The sequence below is a fragment of the Acidobacterium sp. S8 genome (assembly GCF_009765985.1).
Lineage (GTDB): Bacteria > Acidobacteriota > Terriglobia > Terriglobales > Acidobacteriaceae > Alloacidobacterium.
Genome location: NZ_LMUM01000002.1, coordinates 99934 through 116730, shown reverse-complemented (window position 1 = coordinate 116730; position 16797 = coordinate 99934). Strand labels below are relative to the sequence as shown.

The window sequence follows — 16797 nt, the reverse complement described above, 5'->3', positions numbered from 1 at the left end:
TCTTGCGGGCCTAAATGCGGTGGAACGCCCGCTGGATGTCTTTCCAAGAATACCGCAATGCGATGGGTCGGCCATGCGGACAGCTGGTGGGATGGTCGGTTTTGGCCAGCTCGGCGAGCAGCCATTCCATACGGACGGGGTCGAGCGGCATGTTGACTTTGATGGCCGAGTGGCAGGCGATGGAGGCGGCGATGCGGGAGCGCAAAGTGTCCAGATTCTGCGCCTGGTTCTCGCGCTCGGCCTGTTCGAGCACTTCAATCAGGGTGCGCTCCAGCTCTTTTCCTTCGAGCCCGACAGGAGCGGCTTTGATGGCGATGGTGCGCGGGCCGAAGGGCTCGACCTCGAAGCCGTTGCGCCTGAGCTCTTCGGAGATGCGGGCGAAGAGGACCATCTGGTGAGGCAACAGCTCGATGAGCAGGGGCATGAGGAGGCGCTGGTGCTGTACGCGCTCAACTTCGCGCTCGCGCAGAATTTTTTCAAACAGCACGCGTTCGTGGGCTACGTGCTGGTCGATGATCCAGAAGCCCTCGTCGTTCACGGCGAGGATAAAAGATTCGCGCAGCTGTCCCAGCGGCTTGAGAGATGCCAATGCATTCAGGCTCGGAGCAGGAGCTTCCTCCATAGGTGTTTGCGCGTCGCAGGCATGCTGCTGCGGTAATGATGCGCCGTTAGCCTGCATCAGCAGCGCTTCGGCGAAGGGGAGGCTGATTTCCTGTGGCGCCGGCTCCGACGGCGTGAGTGTGAAGACAGCAGCCTGCTCGGTAGATGGTGGCGGTTCGGACTCAGGCATCGCTGGTGGCTGAGTTGGTTCCGGCTCGCCGGGCATGGGCGATACATCCGGCATCAGCGACGGGGTAGCGTGCGGATTGGCAGTAAGCGCAGCGAGAAATCCGGCTGCGGGCCGTGCGAGGATGAGCTTGTTTCGAATGCTGTCGCGGATGAAGTCGTGAATGACCGACTGCTGGCGGAAGCGGACCTCGGTCTTGGCTGGATGAACATTTACGTCGACTTCGTGCGGCGGCATCTCCATGAACATAAGGATGACGGGGAAGGACGTTGGCGGGATGATGTTGCGATAGGCCTCGGTAACGGCATGCAGGATCAGGCGGTCACGGATGAGGCGGCGGTTGACGAAGACGTAGATCGAGTTGCGATTCAGCTTCTGCAGCTCGGGCTTGGCAATAAAGCCGCTGATGCGCAGGAAGCCGGGATCGGGCGGCTCATAATCGTCATCGCGCTTCCATGGCGGGGGCTCGGGCAGTCCGGCGCGGTCGAAGGCACGCTCCGCTGCGATGGGGAGCAGCTGATTGAGCGTCTCTGCGCCGAAGATCTGGAAGATGCGCTCTTCCGGTTTTCTTACCGGAGGAGCGATGAGCAGCGCATGCGTGGCCGAGTGCAGCTCGAAGTGCTTGTCAGGATGCGCCAACGCATAATGCGTAACTAATGCAGTTACGTGTGACAACTCCGTAGTTTCCGACTTGAGAAATTTGCGTCGCGCCGGGGTGTTGAAGAAAAGATCGCGAATGATGAAGGTTGTTCCCGGAGGCACACCGGCATCTTCAACGCGGAGGACTTTGCCGCCGACAATTTCGATCCGTGTGCCGGAAGCTTCATCTTCTGCACGGGTTTCCATTTCGAGGCGCGCGATGGATGCGATGGAGGGAAGCGCTTCACCGCGAAAGCCGAGAGTTGCAATGGAGAGCAGATCGTCGCTGGAGCGGATCTTCGAGGTGGCGTGGCGCTCGAAGGCGAGCAGCGCGTCATCACGCATCATGCCCTGGCCGTTGTCGGCGATGCGGATGAGCTTGCGGCCTCCGGCTTCAACCTCGACGCGTATGCGTGTTGCGCCTGCGTCGAGTGCGTTTTCGAGCAGTTCCTTAACGACGGACGCGGGACGGTCGACCACTTCGCCGGCGGCGATCTGGTTGGCAACCTGGTCGGAGAGTATGCGGATGCGTCCCATCTGAAATTCACCTTAGCAGGTTGCGGCAGGTGCGAAACCGATGCTGTGTGTGCAAAAAGGATGGCGGTCCGAAAATGGATTCGGACCGCCATGCTCATGAGAGGAATGTCATTCTGACCCTGAGGAACGAAGGGGAAGAATCTCAAGCCAGCTTAGTTTGAGATTCTTCCTCCCTATGGTCGTCAGAATGACGGTGATCTATCAGCAACAGGAACAATGATCCAACGCCGGGCTAGCGTTTTTTCGTTTTGCTCTTCGTTGTGGTCTTTGCGGCTGCCTTCTTCGGCTTTGTCTTAACGGCTTTCTTCGCGGACGTGCCCGCGGCTTCGGGAAGAGCGGCCAGGCGATCGCCGAGAACATGCAGGCGCAGGAAGTTCGTCGAGCCGGACTTGGTGCGGGTTCCGGCAACGATGCCGACGACATCCTGTGGGTGAGCGTATCCGCCGTTTTCCAGGATGTCCTCCGCCATATCCACCATTTCCTCGGCGGTGTGGGCCTTGGCGCACTTGACGGGGTGGACGCCCCAGAGCAGCGTCATGCGATTAATGACAGAGTCGATGCTGGAGAGCGCGTAAATGGGCGGCTTTGGGTGGTACTTCGAGAGCTGCCGTGCAGTTGCTCCTGTCTCAGTGAATACGGCAATGGCCGCCAGGTCGAGATCTTCAGCCGCGTGAGCCATCGATTCGCAGATGGTTTCCGCAATGGAGAGCCGGATATGACGCGGCTGACCATTGTGGATTGAAGCTTCCTGTTGCTGAGACTCGGTTTCGATGACGATCTTGGCCATCATCTTTACCGCCTCGACCGGATATTTACCCGCAGCGCTTTCTGCCGACAACATAACGGCATCGGTTCCGTCATAGACGGCGTTGGCGACATCGCTGGCTTCAGCGCGCGTGGGGCGCGGATTCTCGATCATCGATTCGAGCATCTGCGTTGCCGTAATCACTGGCTTGCGGTGCGCAGCAGCGCGCCGGATGACGTGCTTCTGGATGGCCGGGACCTTCTCGGGCGGCATTTCTACGCCGAGATCGCCACGAGCGACCATGACGCCGTCTGTGACCTCGAGAATGCTTTCGAGGTTATCGATGGCCTGCGGCTTTTCAAGCTTGGCTACGACCCAGGTGTCGGCTCCGAGTTGCCGGATGCGGTCTTTTACTAAGCGCACGTCTTCAGCAGTGCGTACAAAAGAGACGGCGATGGCATCGACTCCAGCCTTGATGGCGAATTCGAGGTCCTTCTCATCTTTTTCCGTGAGCGAAGGCACGCGGACAGGGATGCCGGGCAGGTTGATGCCCTTATGCTCACCGAGCTGACCACCGTTGATGACATCGCATTCGACATCTTCGCCCTTTACAGCTACTACGCGGAGCTCAATGAGTCCATCGGAGAGCAGGATGCGTGCTCCGGATTCGAGGTTTTCAGCGAGTGTTGGGAAGGTGGTGCTGATGAGGGCGCTGGTGCCGGGGATGTCGCGGGGTGTGATGGTAAGGCGCTGGCCCGCTTTCAGTTGTACCGGGATGCGATTCTTCAGGTGGCCTGTTCGGATTTTGGGACCTTGCAGATCACCCAAAATACAGATTGGTTTCTTTTCCGCCGCTGCGACCTTGCGGACCATTTCAATCAGCTTGAGCTTTTCCGGCTGAGTGCCGTGAGAGAAATTCAGTCTTGCAACATCGAGCCCGGCGCGAACCAGTTCTCGAAAAGTTGTTTCATTGCTAGACGCAGGCCCAAGCGTGCCTACGATCTTGGCGCGGCGATCCTGGCCGGAGCCGTCAACCGTAAAGTTCATCCATCCCCCAAATATTTTCGTGATTCCAGCCCTATTTTAACCTGTCAGACTGCTTGTGCTTTGCGGCTGCTCAAAGCATTTTCTTCATCGTCTGCGGAGAGAGGAGACAAATCGTCGTGGAGCGGGAACATCTGCGCGTTGAATTCGGCGCCGATGAGGATGCTAATGGAAACCATGTAGAGCCACACCAGGGTAGCTACAGCTGCGCCGAGGGAACCGTAGACCACGGAATAATCGGCGAAGCGGGTGACGTAGAGTCCATACAGCATGGTGATGAGAAACCAGGTGATCGTTGCCAGAATTGCGCCGGGAACGACGCGCCGCCAGTCCTGTGTTTTTGGCGTGCCGAAGTGGTAGATCACCGAGAGAACGGCGACGCTGGTGAGCATGGCGATGATCCAGCGAACCATGCGCCAGAAGAAGAGCACGTACAGGCGAAAGCTGTGATCGGAGTTCTCGATCATCCAGCGCTCAATCTGGTGACCGAAGACAATGAGCAGAGTGGCGAAGAGCATCGGCAGCAGCGTGATCGGAATCAGGCCGAAGGCAACGGCGCGCTCGCGCCAGAAGTTCCAGGTGCCGCGGGGCAGGCGATAGGCGCGGCGGAAGCCTTCCATGATGGAGAGCATGAAGCCGGATGCGGCGAAGATGGCAACGATAGTCGCTGACCAGATCAGCCGCACGGAGCGCGCGTGGTTCATCTGGAAGTAGTTCTGCACGAGGCCCATGGTGTCTGGCGGCAGAATGTCGTAGAAGGCTGAGCGAATATCGTTCAGAGTATCTATTTCAGGGCTGAGCGCCAGCACCGTAGTGCCGACAAGAATCGCGGGAAAGAGGCTCAGAATCCCAGAGTAGGCCGCTGCCTTTCCGGTGGTGAAGGCGTTGTGGAGAAAGGAACTCCATGCAGCGCGGCGAAGACTTGTCCAGAGGGACAACAGCATACGTGTCGAGACTAAATGAAGTCACGCTCGTGTGGAAATGAGAGAATCTCAGGCTCGCTTTGCGGGCTTCCACTTATTCAGGAATTCCGTGACCGAGGCGGGATCCATTTTGCGCATCGCCTCAAATTCGCCATTTTCCTGGCTGTAAAGCAACTTGCCGTGCGCGTTGATGACTGCCAATCCCGGTACGCCCTTTTTGAGTGGCACATGATATTTTTCTGCGACGTCAGTATTGCGGTCGTAGCGACCGATGTTGACGTGAACGAGAATGAAGTTGTTCTCGAGGAGATCGAGATTGGGCTCCTGATGGAGATAGATATCAAGCACCTGGCAGTCGCCGCACCAGTTTCCTCCAAAGTCGAGAATGACGCGTTTGTGTTCGTGCTGGGCTGTGATCAGCGCCTGCGCAACGTCATGATGCGCATCGGCGGTATCAGAGTAGATGTTGCGGGTCTGCGCCTGCGCGGCGATAGCGGCAATCGTCAATAAAGCAGCGAGCACGAAACTACGTTTTGCGTTCATAAGGGATTCTTCCAGAAATACTTTGCAGTTTTATGATGCGCGGGCGTTTGATGACGACTTAAATCTTTGCCGTACACCGTTCAGGATATCAGGAAAAGGCATAATTCTCTGGGAGTCATCGCTCTTGTAAAGAGCTCATTGTATGCGGCTTATGAGATGATTGAAAGAAAAGTCTTGACAGGCTTTCATTCGTTACGCAACGGATGAGAGGCGTTTGGTAGATGGCAATCCCGCAATCTCCCAATTGGTCACTTCAGTAACAGCTTGTGAGAGCTAAGGTAATCAATTCCAAACCTGTAAAAGATTTGTGGTAATACCCCACATCCAAAATCCATCGACATAGCATACAACGTTCAGCATGCGATTATTTTCGCGCGGAAGCGGTGTAATTCTCTTCGCGATCGTATGGATCGCCGTGGCGCAGTATTGCTGTGCTCAGTCGGGGCAGGCGGGTCCGGATAAAGGCAGCACAGACGGCGATGTGAAAACAGTCGTGCCAGTTTCTTCGGCTTACAAGATCGGGGTAGGCGATGTTTTGCATATCACCGTATGGGATGAGCCGCAGTTTACTGAGACGGCAGTTGTAAGACCTGACGGCAAGATTTCGATGCCGCTGGTGGCTGAGATCGACGTAGCCGGTCTCACACCGGAAGCGGCGCAACAGAACCTGACGGAACGGCTGTTGAAATATGTGCATAAGCCGCGGGTCACGGTCACCGTGCAGGAAATTCATAGCCGGATGGTGTACATCACCGGCGAAGTGCAGCGGCCGGGCGCTTATCCGCTGATGGACTCGATGAATGTTGTGCAGCTGGTGGCGCGTGCAGGCGGGTTGACGGATTTCGCAAAGCAGAAGCAAGTGTATGTCCTGCGTTCGGCCAACAAGACGCGGGAGAACGTGAATTACGAGAAAGTTCTGAAGGGGCAAGCCCCGCAGCAGAACGTGGAGCTGGCGCCCGGAGACACAGTGGTGGTGCCATGAGATTTCAGAGGGAGGGCCTGCTTCTTTGGCCCTTGATTTTGATCAGCGGTGTGGTGATGCAGGCGGCCGCGCAACACTCCGATGACAGTGGAGAGAGCCACACATACGCAATCCACAGGGCAAACAGCGACAACCCGCGCACGACCAGCACCGAACCGTTGAACAGTTGCGGCGATTCTTTATCCGTAGCTTTGCAACAGGGAACGCCGGAGTTTCCTTGCTGGGCAAATATCCGCACGGTCGAGCGATGGAATACGGCCGCCATTGTTTCGGGACTGCAGCCAGGCAGCGACCAGCCGGTGGAACTGCCGAAGTATGCGCCTTCCACGTTCAAGATGACACTGGGCGGATTGAGCGGATTCAGCTTTCCTAATGCTGGTCCGGGCAAGGCTTATGGTGGATTGGGTGCGGCGGCTGGCATTATCGAACGCCGCCGCTGGCAGTTTATGGCGGAAGACGGTGGAGGCCTCGCCGATTTCCAGGTTGGTGGTGGGGATTATCTGGTTGGCCTGAATCGCGCCGCGATACGCGCAACGGGCGAATTCAATCCCCGGTGGACATGGCAGGGCAGTGCGACGAGTACATATGGAACGGATGCGGCCAGGGTGGTGGCTCCGCTCGATTTCCGGCAGGTGGGCGACTCAGGCGTGCCCGCAGCGGAGACGGTCGTGTACGGGCTGCATTCCGGCAGGGTGACGACTGGCGAAGAAGGCGGAAAGCTTCGTTACGAGGATTCGCGGCGATCATACTGGGACTTCAGCGGGACGCACACCTATACGCAGTACAACGCGGACGATTTTTTTGTGCAGACGGCCCGGGCCCGGGTGGAGTATCTGCATGCGCTGACTCCTACTACGGGAATTGGCCTTTATGGCAATGGGGAGCACCAGACAGGTCCGCTGGACTGTAGTATTGGCGGTGCAGGGGTTCGATGGCTCGATGCCTGGGGTACGCGCGCCAACCTGAATATTTCGGGCGGAGTGAACGGGGCAGGCTCATCGTGCGGAAAGCGCGTACAGTTTACGGGAACGGCAGCAATTTACGTAAAAATGACGCAATTTACTGACCTTTATTTGTCCGGTGGGCGGGGTTTAAGTGACGGTATTCTGGAACATACTGTATTTCTGGGAACAGGGGCGGCGGGAGTTCGCCACTCCTTTCATCGCGTTGCCGACATTCGCGCGAGCGTAAATGGAATTCAAGGTGTCGATCCGGTAACGAAGCAGTCCTACCATGGCGCATTTGCGGATGGGAGCCTGCATTATCGGATGGGACTGGGCTTTTCTCAAGAGATCGAAATTCGTCACTACAAGGTCGCAGGCACGCCGACAAACGACCGGACGATAGCTGTTTTCACGTTGTGGTGGACCCCGGGGCGGACCACAGATACCACCACGACGCGTGCTTCACTTCGATAGACTTTTTCATCTGCTTATCTACTTCGACGAACATCGAGGGAGTTATGCACGAGAAGAGCATTCGCAGGGGACTTCGTGCCGTACCTTTTGGGCAGAAACTTGTCGCTGCAGGTATTGCAGTTGTTATAGGAAGCGGATTTTCTATCTGGTCACGAAATCGCGATCAGGCGGCGGCGACGGCGGTTCTGTCATTCGACGGAGCTGTTGCGCCTCAGGTCGAGCCGGAAATCATGCAGGCGAGAGAGCCTGCGGTCGTGTTTGCCCGTTCGATTCTGAACGACGATGCGCTGCGGGAGCTTGCGGCACAAGCGGGGGCGGCGGACCATGCGGAGGAAGTTCGATTGCGGCTGGAGCTGGAGGAACCGTCGGCTAATGTTCTGCAGGTGAGATATCCTGGCGGCGACCAGAAACTTTCGGCGGCGGTAGCGAATGCCGCAGCGAATCTATTGTTGGCCTGGAGACCCCAAGTGAAAACCGAAGCCGCACCGTCGATTCCCCCGGCTGGAGCGGCGACCGCTGCCGCAAACAAACGGCATCATTTCCGGCCCTCTCGCGATGTACGCGATTTAGAGGCGCAGATGGCCGCGGTGGACCAGAAGCTCTCAGCCCTGAACGCTGAACAGTTGCAGGCACGCGTGCCGCAGAAGACGGAAGCTCCCGTGCATCCGTCGAGCGCGAACATCGAGCAGCGGCATGCGCTCGAATCGCAGCTTGCGGTGGCAGAGAAGAGGCTAGATGATCTGCGCACCCGTTACACCGATGAATATCCCGAAGTGGATACGGAAAAGGAGAATATTGCCGAGATACAGCGGCAATTAGCCGCGCTGCGCCCAGGTGTCGCAGAAACGCAGCAGGCTACGTCTCCGCAAAAGGCTGTAGGTGTCGGGAACGGAGAGGCAGACCGGCTGCGCCGGGAGCGGGAGAGCCTGGTGGAGGCTATCGCAAATGAGAGAAGGCACGAGGCGCTGAGGAATGGTCAGGATTCGCCGCGGGAGGCTGTGCCGGGCGGAGAGAAGGCAGCTTTGCCCGCGTTGGATGAACCGAAGGCAAGTAGCCCGTTTTCGCTGGTTCATGCGGCGGTTTCGGGAAAGAACGGGTCGTTGTGGCCGTGGGCTGTGGCCGGTGTGTTCTGCGGACTTTTGTATCTGGCAGGGTCGATCTGGCGATATCGGATGGTTGACAAGACAAAAAGCACAGAAGATCGAAGCCGGGCCGCGGAGCCTCCGGAACAGAGTCAACCAGAACGTGAAGAGCTCACCAGCCAACCGGAGTTTCCGGGAAAGGTGGCGACCCCGTACAGCGATGGCCTCATGCAGGATGATGCCGAGTGGTCCAGAGCGTTAAGGAGAAACATTGCCAGGACTCCCATCGGGCGCGCTGAGGAGGTCCAGGCAATACGGGATGAGGTGTTTGCAGTGCGAGACGAGGGGCTGACGTATCGCAGCGCTGAATCTCAGAAAACCCACTACGAAGACCTGCAATTGATGCGTGAAAAGATCAGGCAAAACCCGAACAGCTGGACCGCACACCTGGAAAAGGCGCGGATGGCTCTCACGGACGGTAATTTTGAGACCGCCATCGAGGAAATGAATCTGGCTATGCCTGTGGCTCCGGAAAAGATGAAGCCGAAGCTCAGCCAGATCATCACGCATATGGCTAACAGCATGGACATCAACCTCTAGCTCTCCGCTAGACGTCGCAGAGATCCACAGCCTGCCGGAGTGAGGTTAATGGATCACGGGTAGGCACGAATTCGTGAGCTACATAGCCATTGAATTTCGTGGCGACGATGCCTCGCATAACGGCATCCCACTGGACTTCCTGCGTATCGTCGAGCTCGTGGCGGCCGGGTACGCCTCCGGTATGGAAGTGGCCGAGCCATTGGATGTTCTCGCTGATGGTGGCAATGAGGTCACCTTCCATGATTTGCATATGGTAGATGTCGTAGAGCAGCTTGACGTGGGGTGAGTTGACCTCGCTCATAACGCGCACGCCCCAGGCTGTGTGGTCGGCCATGTAGTCGTGATGATTGCGCTTGCTGTTCAGCAATTCCAGATTGATGGTGACGCCGTTGTCTTCAGCGATTTTCTTCACGCGGTTGAGGCCGATGATGGTGTTCTTAGCGCCCTCGTCGTCGGACATGCCGCGGCGGTTTCCGGAAAAAGTGATGACGTTGGGAACCTTGGCCTTGGCGGCGAGAGGGATGTTCTTGCGGAAGGCGGCTTCGATAGCGTCGTGGTTTTCGGTGCGGTTGAGTGCGTCGGGGATGGTGCCTCCGCCGCAATAGCCCATCGTGCAGATGAGGCCGTAACGGGCGGGGACATTCCATTCGCTGATTTCGAGCAGGTCGATGCCGACGAGGCCCATCTGGGCGGAGGCCTGGCAGAGCTGGTCGAGTGGGATGTCTTTGTAGCACCAGCGGGAGACGGACTGGTGGATGCGGTTTTTGCGCGGAGTGGGTGCTGGCGTCCCGGACACATTTCCGGATATCTGGCCATTTAGGGAGGCGGCGGAAAGCGGGGTTGCTGCGACGGCGGCGGCGAGGCTCGATTTCAGGAATGTTCTGCGGTTTGGCATGGGGTCGAGGGTTAATGTACTCGATTTCATTTACGAGTTGCCAGTTTTTGTGTTGGGTGTGCGAGTTTTGATTCGTATCCCACCCTTTCGCAAGTGCGCGAAAGGATGGGGCACCTTGGTTTTTGCGTAGTCCAAGAACTTATCTTTCTGATGGCGACGGGTTAGGGGCGGTGAAGTCGGAGCAGCACGGCTTCTGCACGTTGGAAAATTCCATATATTCGAGACGCGTGCCGTCGGGGTCGAAGAGGTTGAGCTGCCACTTGCCGTCTTTGCCGATCTGGGTGTGGTCGTTGGGGCTGGATAGGCGGTTGGCAGCTTTCAACGTGTCGTAGGTTTGCTGCATGTTTACGACGCCGATGGAGAAGTGATTCAAGACGCCGAGCTGCTTTTGCGAGACATCCTGGATTCCGCCACCGGAGGGACCACTAGTGAGCATGTACTCAAGCCAGTCGTGACTCTCGGGCGTTTGCTGGGAGACCCAGTCGATCTTGTCGGGCTTCATGCCGCCGTACCAGTAGGGCTTGAAGTCGAGGATCGCGCGATAGAAGGTGTCTTCTTTTTCGCGGTCGCGGACGAGCATGCCGACGTGGATGATGTGATGTCCGGCGAGCTTGGCTCCGTTCACTACCTTAGGATGGGCAGGCGGCTGGACGAACTGCACCGTGTTGCCTTCAGGATCTTTCACATTGAACCAGCGGCTGCCGTCGCCGGCTTTTTCGACCGATGCGGGAACTTCGACGCTCTTCGATTTGAGGTAGAGGCGCAGTTTTTCAGCGTTCGCGGTTTTGTAGGCGAGGTGGGCGAGGCGGTTGTGAGAAGACTTGTCTGCGAGCGGCAGGACTTCCACGAACTGCGTGCTGTTGACGTAGTAGCGGGCGCCCTGCGGATTCTCGGGGTCGGGACCTTTTTCGCAGCCAACGATGTCGACGTAGTAGTGCTGGGCGGCAGAGGCGTCGGCTGCATAGACGGCGATATGCGAGATTCCGGTGATGGGTGGGCGCGACGGCGATGACTGAGCTAAAGCGATTGAACTGGCGAGGACGAGAAAACCCAAGGCGTATTTCATCGCTAACCAAGATACTCCGCGAATGCGAAGTAAGGAATAAGGAGTAAGGTCTAAGTGGCGAACGGCACAGGCTGGGAAAAGCGACGTCATTCTGAGCGCAGCGAAGAATCCATCGAGGTTCCCTCGGGAGAATTCACCTAACAAGTTTCTCGCAGGAAACTTTGTTCCATACTGCCACATGAAATATTGCCTGGATTCTTCGGTTGCTCAGAATGACAGCGATTGGAGGTGTATCGCTATGACACTGCTTGGAGCCACATCGCTGTGCGTACGTCTGGTTTTCAGATTCGCAGTCCTGTAACATCAAGTCTTCTTGCGATTGAGATTTATGTTCACAAGCGTGCCAGCGTATCGATGAACGCCTTTCGAGCCACTCCGAATCAGCTGACTTTTCTGCGTCTGTGCATCATTCCTTTCCTGGTGCTGGCGGTGCTCGATGGTCATTACCGGACGGCGTTTACGCTCTTCGTGATTGCCGGCATCACTGACGGGCTGGATGGGCTGCTGGCGCGGTTGCTGCATCAGCGGACCAGGCTGGGACAATATCTCGATCCGGTGGCCGACAAGCTGCTGCTAAGTACGCTGTTCCTGGTGCTGCACCATATGGGATTGATTTCACGGCGAGTGACGGTACTGGTCTTCGGGCGCGATTTGGGGATTATGGTAGTAGCGGCGATTCTTTATGCGGGCATGGGTATGCGGGATTTCCGGCCCAGCATCTTCGGAAAGGGCAATACGCTGTTCCAGATCCTTGCACTGGTAACGACGCTGCTGAGCCGCTTCTACGCGCCTGCGTGGGTGCTGTGGGTGCGGCACTGGTCGCTGAATGCCACGGTAGCGCTGACAGTGATCTCCGGGTTCCACTATGCGTGGCAGGTGGCGCGCCGGATGAGCTTGCCGGGAGCTGCAGCGGCCAGCTAATTTCGCCCCTTCGTTCGGCTCAGAGTGGGAACGTAGATCATTCCCGCCCTTTCGCAACGGGGCGGCGAAAGGATGGGGACACCCAAGGCACACGTTCAGTTCGAGAAGCCCGGCGGCTCTTCAGCTTGCTTCGCATTACCCTTGGGGATGACGATTTTTCTGAAAATAGAGATTGCTACTCTTCTTCGTCGGTGACGCTCTCCTCGATGGCCATGTCCTGGAATTCGTTGGAGTCGAAGACTTCTCCGCAATCGAGGCATTCGACGTATTCCACGTCCTCTTCGCGTGCTACGACGCGGACCTTGGGGTGTTTGCAGGGCGTATTCATGAGATGTGTCTGGGTCGGAAATTCAGGTGATATCGGCAAGATTGTATCCGGGTTGCGTTTGATGTCAAATGCGAAAGAATTAAAACTTACAGGAAAAAGTACGAGGCGCGATTTTCCGCAGTTCCCGGAAAGATGGAATCAGGGCAACGGTGATTTGAATTCGGACTCCAGCGGTCGTATACTTGATTTGTATAAGTTTTGTAAGGTGGGGCGTAGGACTGCCCTAATATGGATAAATGCTGAGGCTTACTAAAAAAGCGGATTATGGCCTGATGGCTCTGAAGTACATCGCGGAGCATCCGGAAGCGACTGCTTTGAGCGCGAAGGACATTGCCGAGGCGTATCACATTCCCGCGCAGCTGCTGGCCAAGATATTGCAGCGACTGGCGAAGGTGGGCATTGTGAAGTCGCATGCGGGGATGAACGGCGGCTATTCGCTGCTGAAGGATCCGCGAAAGATATCGGCCTTTGAGGTGATTTTTGCGATCGATGGGCCGCTGTTCATTACCTCGTGCTTTACGCATGAAGGAAACTGCGACCTGACGAACAGCTGCACCATCAAAGAACCCTTAGCCCGTGTAAATGAGACGATTTCGAGTGTTCTGAAAAACATTCACATTTCCGACCTGGTGGAAGAGGGGCGGAGCCGGACGGTGCGCGAGCTGATAACGATTCGCGCCACTTCGGGCGAAAAGATTTTGCAGGCGACATAAGCGGCAGGATTTTAGGAGAAAGAAACATGAGCAGCGTAGTGGAAGCAGGAAACATCAGCGTGCCGGCAGGCGTAAAGCTGCCGATTTACATGGACAACCATGCGACGACGCCGCTCGATCCCCGGGTGTTGGAAGCAATGATGCCGTATCTGACTGGCATATTCGGGAATGCGGCGAGCCGCAACCACTCCTTTGGGTGGGAAGCTGAGAAGGCCGTAGAGACTGCGCGCGAACAGATTGCGAAGCTTATCGGCGCGTCGGCGAAAGAGATTATTTTTACCTCGGGGGCGACTGAGTCGAACAACCTTGCCATCAAGGGCATCGGCGAGATGTATCGCGAGCGCGGCAATCACATCATTACGCAGGTGACGGAGCACAAGGCAGTGCTCGATACCTGTAAGCGGATGGAGAAGGCCGGTTTCCGTGTGACCTATCTGCCGGTGAAGGCGGATGGGCTGATCGATCTTGAAGATCTGAAGCGGGCGATCGACGACAAGACGATTCTGGTGTCGATCATGTTCGCCAATAACGAGATCGGCGTGATTCAGCCGGTGGCTGAGATTGGCAAGCTCTGCCGCGAAAAGGGCGTGATCTTCCACACCGACGCGGTTCAGGCGGTAGGCAAGGTTCCGGTCGACGTAAACGCGATGAACATTGATGTGTTGTCGCTTTCCGGACACAAGATTTATGGACCCAAGGGTGTCGGCGCGCTCTATGTACGCCGTCGCAATCCGCGCGTGCAGATTTCCGAGCAAATCAACGGCGGCGGCCATGAGCGCGGTATGCGGTCGGGAACGCTGAATGTTCCGGGCATTGTCGGACTGGGCAAGGCCTGCCAGCTGGCCGGCGCGGAGATGGCGGAAGAGGCGAAATACCTTTCCGGACTGCGCGACAAGCTGAAGAAGAAGCTCGAATCGCATCTCGACTACATTCACGTAAATGGCTCTTGGGAGCACCGGTTGCCGGGCAACCTGAACATGAGTTTTGTATACGTTGAGGGCGAATCGCTGCTGATGGGCATCAACGATGTTGCAGTTTCGAGCGGTTCGGCATGCACCTCTGCGACACTTGAGCCATCTTATGTATTGAAGGCTCTGGGACTGGGCGACGATGTGGCACACAGTTCGATTCGATTCGGGTTGGGACGCTTCAACACCGAGACTGAAGTGGATTATGTGTCCGACAAGGTGATCGATATCGTGCAGAAGTTGCGCGAGTTGTCGCCACTGTATGAGATGGTGAAGGAAGGCATCGACCTGACGAAGATCCAGTGGGCGGCGCACTAAGGTGCGAACTACCCCACGTTAGTCTGCTTCGTGGACGAACATGGGGCACCCGGTTTCGATCGGGGAAACAGAGTTTTAGTAGCAGGATCAGAGGAGAACATAATGGCTTACAGCGATAAGGTAATTGACCACTACAACAATCCGCGCAATGTTGGACAGATGGACAAGAGCAGCCAGGAAGTGGGCACAGGACTTGTCGGCGCGCCGGAATGTGGCGATGTGATGCGCCTGCAGATCAAGGTGAATCCGGAGACGCAGGTGATCGAAGAAGCCAAGTTCAAGACCTTCGGCTGCGGTTCGGCGATTGCTTCGTCCTCGCTTACTACCGAGTGGGTAAAGGGCAAGACGGTTTCTGAGGCGCTCGAGATCAAGAACACCGACATTGTGAAGGAGCTCTCGCTTCCTCCAGTGAAGATTCACTGCTCGGTGCTGGCTGAGGATGCGATTCGCGCGGCAATTGGCGACTGGAAGAAGAAGAATGGCGTCGCCGAGACGGCAGAAGCTGCTCAGACAGTAGCGGCACAGTAACTGAATCGTAGTCTTAACCGTCGCGGGCGGCGGTGGGACGAAGTATGCGACCCCCACCTTAGCGCCCAAAAGCCGGGCGCGAAGATGGGGCACCCGTTTCAATGGTAACTGGATAGAGTGATGAGTGCTGAGCTGACAGTTCTGAATGCCGAAAACCTGGCGCCGAATCAAAAGGGCGTGCAGGTAACGGAGCGTGCAATTAAGCGCATCCGCGTGGCGATGGCGAAGGAAGGCATTTCGCCCGTCGAAGGCGGACTGCGCCTGGGCGTGCAGGGCGGCGGCTGCTCGGGCTTGTCGTACAACATTCGCTTCGATACGCAGCCGCGAGAGCGGGACCGCGTGTACCAGTTCGACGATGTACGTGTTTTTGTCGATCCGAAGTCGTTTATCTATCTGCATGGAATGGTTCTGGATTATGAAGAGACACTGATGCGGCAGGGCTTCAACTTCATCAATCCGAACTCGACGAAGTCCTGTGGCTGTGGTTCGTCGTTTTCCTGATATGAGAGCCGCTCTTTGGAGCGGCTTCAAACTTTTACATGCCAATTTCTGAGCAACAATCCGTGAGCGCGGCCTGCTGGTCGTGCGGCTCTGCACTGGCTGCGGGCGCGCCCTTCTGCGTTGCGTGCGGCAAGGTGCAGGCTCCGACGGCTGATGTTACGTACTTCGACGTGTTTGGGCTGCCGAGAAAGCTGGCGCTCGATACGTCGACGCTGGAGCGAGCGTTCTATAAGCTGAGCCGTAAGCTGCATCCCGATGTGTACGCGAGGGCGAGCGAACGGGAGCAGCAGTGGAGCCTGGAGCAGACTTCGCTCTTGAACGATGCCTATCGCACGTTGAAGAATGCGATTCCGCGCACGGAGTATTTGCTGAAGCTTGAGGGTGTGGAGATTGAACAGGACCGGGCATCCGAGAATGGCGCGAAGAAAGAATCGCGCATGCCGCCCGATCTGCTGGAAGAAGTCTTCGAGCTAAACATGCAGCTCGAAGAAATGCGGATGAACCAGAAGATGGGCGAGGACGATCCGCAGCTTCGCGGTGATCTGGAAAAGGCGAAGACGCAGTTCGAAGGGCAGCTGGCGGAGTCGGATTCTGACCTGCAAAAGTTGTGGGTGAAGTGGGACGCGGCTGTGGATGCTGACGATGAGGCATCGCAGGCGGACGCGAAGAACAAGATGGTAGCGCTGCTCGACCGCCGGAGGTATGTGCGGAATCTGGTGCGCGATGTAAATGAAGCATTAGGCGCGTGAGAGCGTTGGGTGAAAGGACGAGATGCCCCTGGTTAGGATTTCAGTTTCGGACAAAATGGCGGCGGAGAAGCGCAAGAAGCTGCCGCAGGCTGCTTATGACGCGATGCGTGCCGCAATCTCCATTCCTGAGAATGATTTTTTTGTTGTGCTGACGCCGCATGCTGAAGGCGAGCTGGTCGTGGACCCGAGCTTTATGAGAGTGCAGCGCACGGATGATTTTGCGCTGGTGCACATCACGCTGCGGCGCGGACGCGCGACCGAGGTCAAGCAGGCACTATACCGCGAAATTGCACGGCTCTTCGAGGAGCGCGCGGAGATATCTCCGGATAACGTGATGGTGGTGCTCTCGGAGAATGATCTGGCCGACTGGTCTTTTGGCAAGGGCGAGGCGCAATACATTTTGAATCCTCCTGCGGGAGCGCAGAAGGTTGGTGCAGCGTCGTGAGCGAAAACAAAGACGAACGCATTGTTGGAATCGATTTAGGCACGACGAATTCGCTTGTCGCGTTT

17 protein-coding genes are annotated in these 16797 nt (G+C 56.9%); 10 read left to right on the top strand and 7 right to left on the bottom strand.

The genetic code is table 11. The features are described 5' to 3' along the window. Window positions 1-10: 10 nt before the first annotated feature. The 4 genes from mutL to GSQ86_RS00585 all read right to left on the bottom strand — a co-directional run bounded on the left by mutL (window position 11) and on the right by GSQ86_RS00585 (window position 5218). Complete coding sequence (mutL, locus tag GSQ86_RS00600) at window positions 11-1963, bottom strand: DNA mismatch repair endonuclease MutL (RefSeq protein ID WP_158748016.1); 1953 nt, start codon at window positions 1961-1963, stop codon at window positions 11-13. A gap of 232 nt (window positions 1964-2195) precedes the next feature. Further along, a complete protein-coding gene (gene pyk / locus GSQ86_RS00595; RefSeq protein WP_158748015.1) occupies window positions 2196-3755 on the bottom strand; it encodes a pyruvate kinase in 1560 nt (519 codons plus the stop codon). 44 nt (window positions 3756-3799) lie between these two features. Continuing rightward, window positions 3800-4696: a YihY/virulence factor BrkB family protein gene (locus GSQ86_RS00590; protein WP_158748014.1), complete on the bottom strand. Its 897-nt coding sequence runs from the start codon at window positions 4694-4696 to the stop codon at window positions 3800-3802. A 48-nt stretch (window positions 4697-4744) separates the two neighbouring features. Then, entirely contained in the window at window positions 4745-5218 is a 474-nt protein-coding gene (locus GSQ86_RS00585) for a thioredoxin family protein (protein ID WP_158748013.1), read from the bottom strand. A 358-nt stretch (window positions 5219-5576) separates the two neighbouring features. On the opposite strand from GSQ86_RS00585, the gene GSQ86_RS00580 reads away from it, so the two are divergent. From GSQ86_RS00580 to GSQ86_RS00570, 3 genes are read left to right on the top strand one after another with little or no spacing between them, the layout of a single operon-like run. Then, entirely contained in the window at window positions 5577-6200 is a 624-nt protein-coding gene (locus GSQ86_RS00580) for a polysaccharide biosynthesis/export family protein (RefSeq protein WP_158748012.1), read from the top strand. Further along, window positions 6197-7618, top strand: coding sequence for a hypothetical protein (locus GSQ86_RS00575; RefSeq protein ID WP_158748011.1), 1422 nt, complete (start codon window positions 6197-6199; stop codon window positions 7616-7618). Before GSQ86_RS00580 ends, GSQ86_RS00575 begins: the two co-directional genes overlap by 4 nt. A gap of 44 nt (window positions 7619-7662) precedes the next feature. After that, the gene (locus GSQ86_RS00570) at window positions 7663-9300 is read left to right on the top strand and encodes a hypothetical protein (protein WP_158748010.1); all 1638 of its coding nucleotides are present in this window, start codon (window positions 7663-7665) and stop codon (window positions 9298-9300) included. 7 nt (window positions 9301-9307) lie between these two features. Here the strand turns inward: GSQ86_RS00570 and GSQ86_RS00565 are convergent, their stop codons facing one another. Continuing rightward, window positions 9308-10225 carry a TIM barrel protein gene (locus GSQ86_RS00565; protein WP_254062041.1) on the bottom strand — a complete coding sequence of 306 codons (918 nt, stop codon included), beginning with the start codon at window positions 10223-10225 and terminating at the stop codon, window positions 9308-9310. 109 nt (window positions 10226-10334) lie between these two features. Next, a complete protein-coding gene (locus GSQ86_RS00560) occupies window positions 10335-11261 on the bottom strand; it encodes a VOC family protein (protein WP_158748009.1) in 927 nt (308 codons plus the stop codon). A gap of 264 nt (window positions 11262-11525) precedes the next feature. On the opposite strand from GSQ86_RS00560, the gene GSQ86_RS00555 reads away from it, so the two are divergent. Then, the gene (locus GSQ86_RS00555; RefSeq protein ID WP_254062040.1) at window positions 11526-12182 is read left to right on the top strand and encodes a CDP-alcohol phosphatidyltransferase family protein; all 657 of its coding nucleotides are present in this window, start codon (window positions 11526-11528) and stop codon (window positions 12180-12182) included. A 175-nt stretch (window positions 12183-12357) separates the two neighbouring features. On the opposite strand, the gene GSQ86_RS00550 is transcribed toward GSQ86_RS00555, so the two are convergent. After that, the gene (locus GSQ86_RS00550; protein WP_158748008.1) at window positions 12358-12549 is read right to left on the bottom strand and encodes a hypothetical protein; all 192 of its coding nucleotides are present in this window, start codon (window positions 12547-12549) and stop codon (window positions 12358-12360) included. 197 nt (window positions 12550-12746) lie between these two features. Here GSQ86_RS00550 and GSQ86_RS00545 point away from each other — a divergent pair, with 197 nt between their 5' ends. From GSQ86_RS00545 to GSQ86_RS00520, 6 genes are all read left to right on the top strand, one after another. Beyond that, a complete protein-coding gene (locus GSQ86_RS00545) occupies window positions 12747-13223 on the top strand; it encodes an Rrf2 family transcriptional regulator (protein ID WP_158748007.1) in 477 nt (158 codons plus the stop codon). A gap of 26 nt (window positions 13224-13249) precedes the next feature. Next, window positions 13250-14509: an IscS subfamily cysteine desulfurase gene (locus GSQ86_RS00540; protein ID WP_158748006.1), complete on the top strand. Its 1260-nt coding sequence runs from the start codon at window positions 13250-13252 to the stop codon at window positions 14507-14509. A gap of 102 nt (window positions 14510-14611) precedes the next feature. After that, complete coding sequence (gene iscU / locus GSQ86_RS00535; protein ID WP_158748005.1) at window positions 14612-15037, top strand: Fe-S cluster assembly scaffold IscU; 426 nt, start codon at window positions 14612-14614, stop codon at window positions 15035-15037. A 120-nt stretch (window positions 15038-15157) separates the two neighbouring features. After that, window positions 15158-15538 carry an iron-sulfur cluster assembly accessory protein gene (locus tag GSQ86_RS00530; protein ID WP_158748004.1) on the top strand — a complete coding sequence of 127 codons (381 nt, stop codon included), beginning with the start codon at window positions 15158-15160 and terminating at the stop codon, window positions 15536-15538. Window positions 15539-15576: 38 nt separating this feature from the next. Then, window positions 15577-16287, top strand: coding sequence for a Fe-S protein assembly co-chaperone HscB (hscB, locus tag GSQ86_RS00525; RefSeq protein WP_158748003.1), 711 nt, complete (start codon window positions 15577-15579; stop codon window positions 16285-16287). Window positions 16288-16309: 22 nt separating this feature from the next. Next, window positions 16310-16732: a tautomerase family protein gene (locus GSQ86_RS00520; protein WP_158748002.1), complete on the top strand. Its 423-nt coding sequence runs from the start codon at window positions 16310-16312 to the stop codon at window positions 16730-16732. The last annotated feature ends 65 nt before the right edge of the window (window positions 16733-16797 follow it).

Bases quoted from the DNA above. Each gene is read 5' to 3' on its own strand.
- GSQ86_RS00565 (WP_254062041.1), bottom strand. From the start codon at position 10,225: ATGAAATCGAGTACATTAACCCTCGACCCCATGCCAAACCGCAGAACA.
- GSQ86_RS00570 (WP_158748010.1), top strand. From the start codon at position 7,663: ATGCACGAGAAGAGCATTCGCAGGGGACTTCGTGCCGTACCTTTTGGG.
- GSQ86_RS00545 (WP_158748007.1), top strand. From the start codon at position 12,747: ATGCTGAGGCTTACTAAAAAAGCGGATTATGGCCTGATGGCTCTGAAG.
- iscU (WP_158748005.1), top strand. From the start codon at position 14,612: ATGGCTTACAGCGATAAGGTAATTGACCACTACAACAATCCGCGCAAT.
- pyk (WP_158748015.1), bottom strand. From the start codon at position 3,755: ATGAACTTTACGGTTGACGGCTCCGGCCAGGATCGCCGCGCCAAGATC.
- GSQ86_RS00590 (WP_158748014.1), bottom strand. From the start codon at position 4,696: ATGCTGTTGTCCCTCTGGACAAGTCTTCGCCGCGCTGCATGGAGTTCC.
- GSQ86_RS00520 (WP_158748002.1), top strand. From the start codon at position 16,310: ATGCCCCTGGTTAGGATTTCAGTTTCGGACAAAATGGCGGCGGAGAAG.
- GSQ86_RS00585 (WP_158748013.1), bottom strand. From the start codon at position 5,218: ATGAACGCAAAACGTAGTTTCGTGCTCGCTGCTTTATTGACGATTGCC.
- mutL (WP_158748016.1), bottom strand. From the start codon at position 1,963: ATGGGACGCATCCGCATACTCTCCGACCAGGTTGCCAACCAGATCGCC.
- GSQ86_RS00575 (WP_158748011.1), top strand. From the start codon at position 6,197: ATGAGATTTCAGAGGGAGGGCCTGCTTCTTTGGCCCTTGATTTTGATC.
- GSQ86_RS00560 (WP_158748009.1), bottom strand. From the start codon at position 11,261: ATGAAATACGCCTTGGGTTTTCTCGTCCTCGCCAGTTCAATCGCTTTA.
- GSQ86_RS00540 (WP_158748006.1), top strand. From the start codon at position 13,250: ATGAGCAGCGTAGTGGAAGCAGGAAACATCAGCGTGCCGGCAGGCGTA.
- GSQ86_RS00580 (WP_158748012.1), top strand. From the start codon at position 5,577: ATGCGATTATTTTCGCGCGGAAGCGGTGTAATTCTCTTCGCGATCGTA.
- GSQ86_RS00530 (WP_158748004.1), top strand. From the start codon at position 15,158: ATGAGTGCTGAGCTGACAGTTCTGAATGCCGAAAACCTGGCGCCGAAT.
- hscB (WP_158748003.1), top strand. From the start codon at position 15,577: ATGCCAATTTCTGAGCAACAATCCGTGAGCGCGGCCTGCTGGTCGTGC.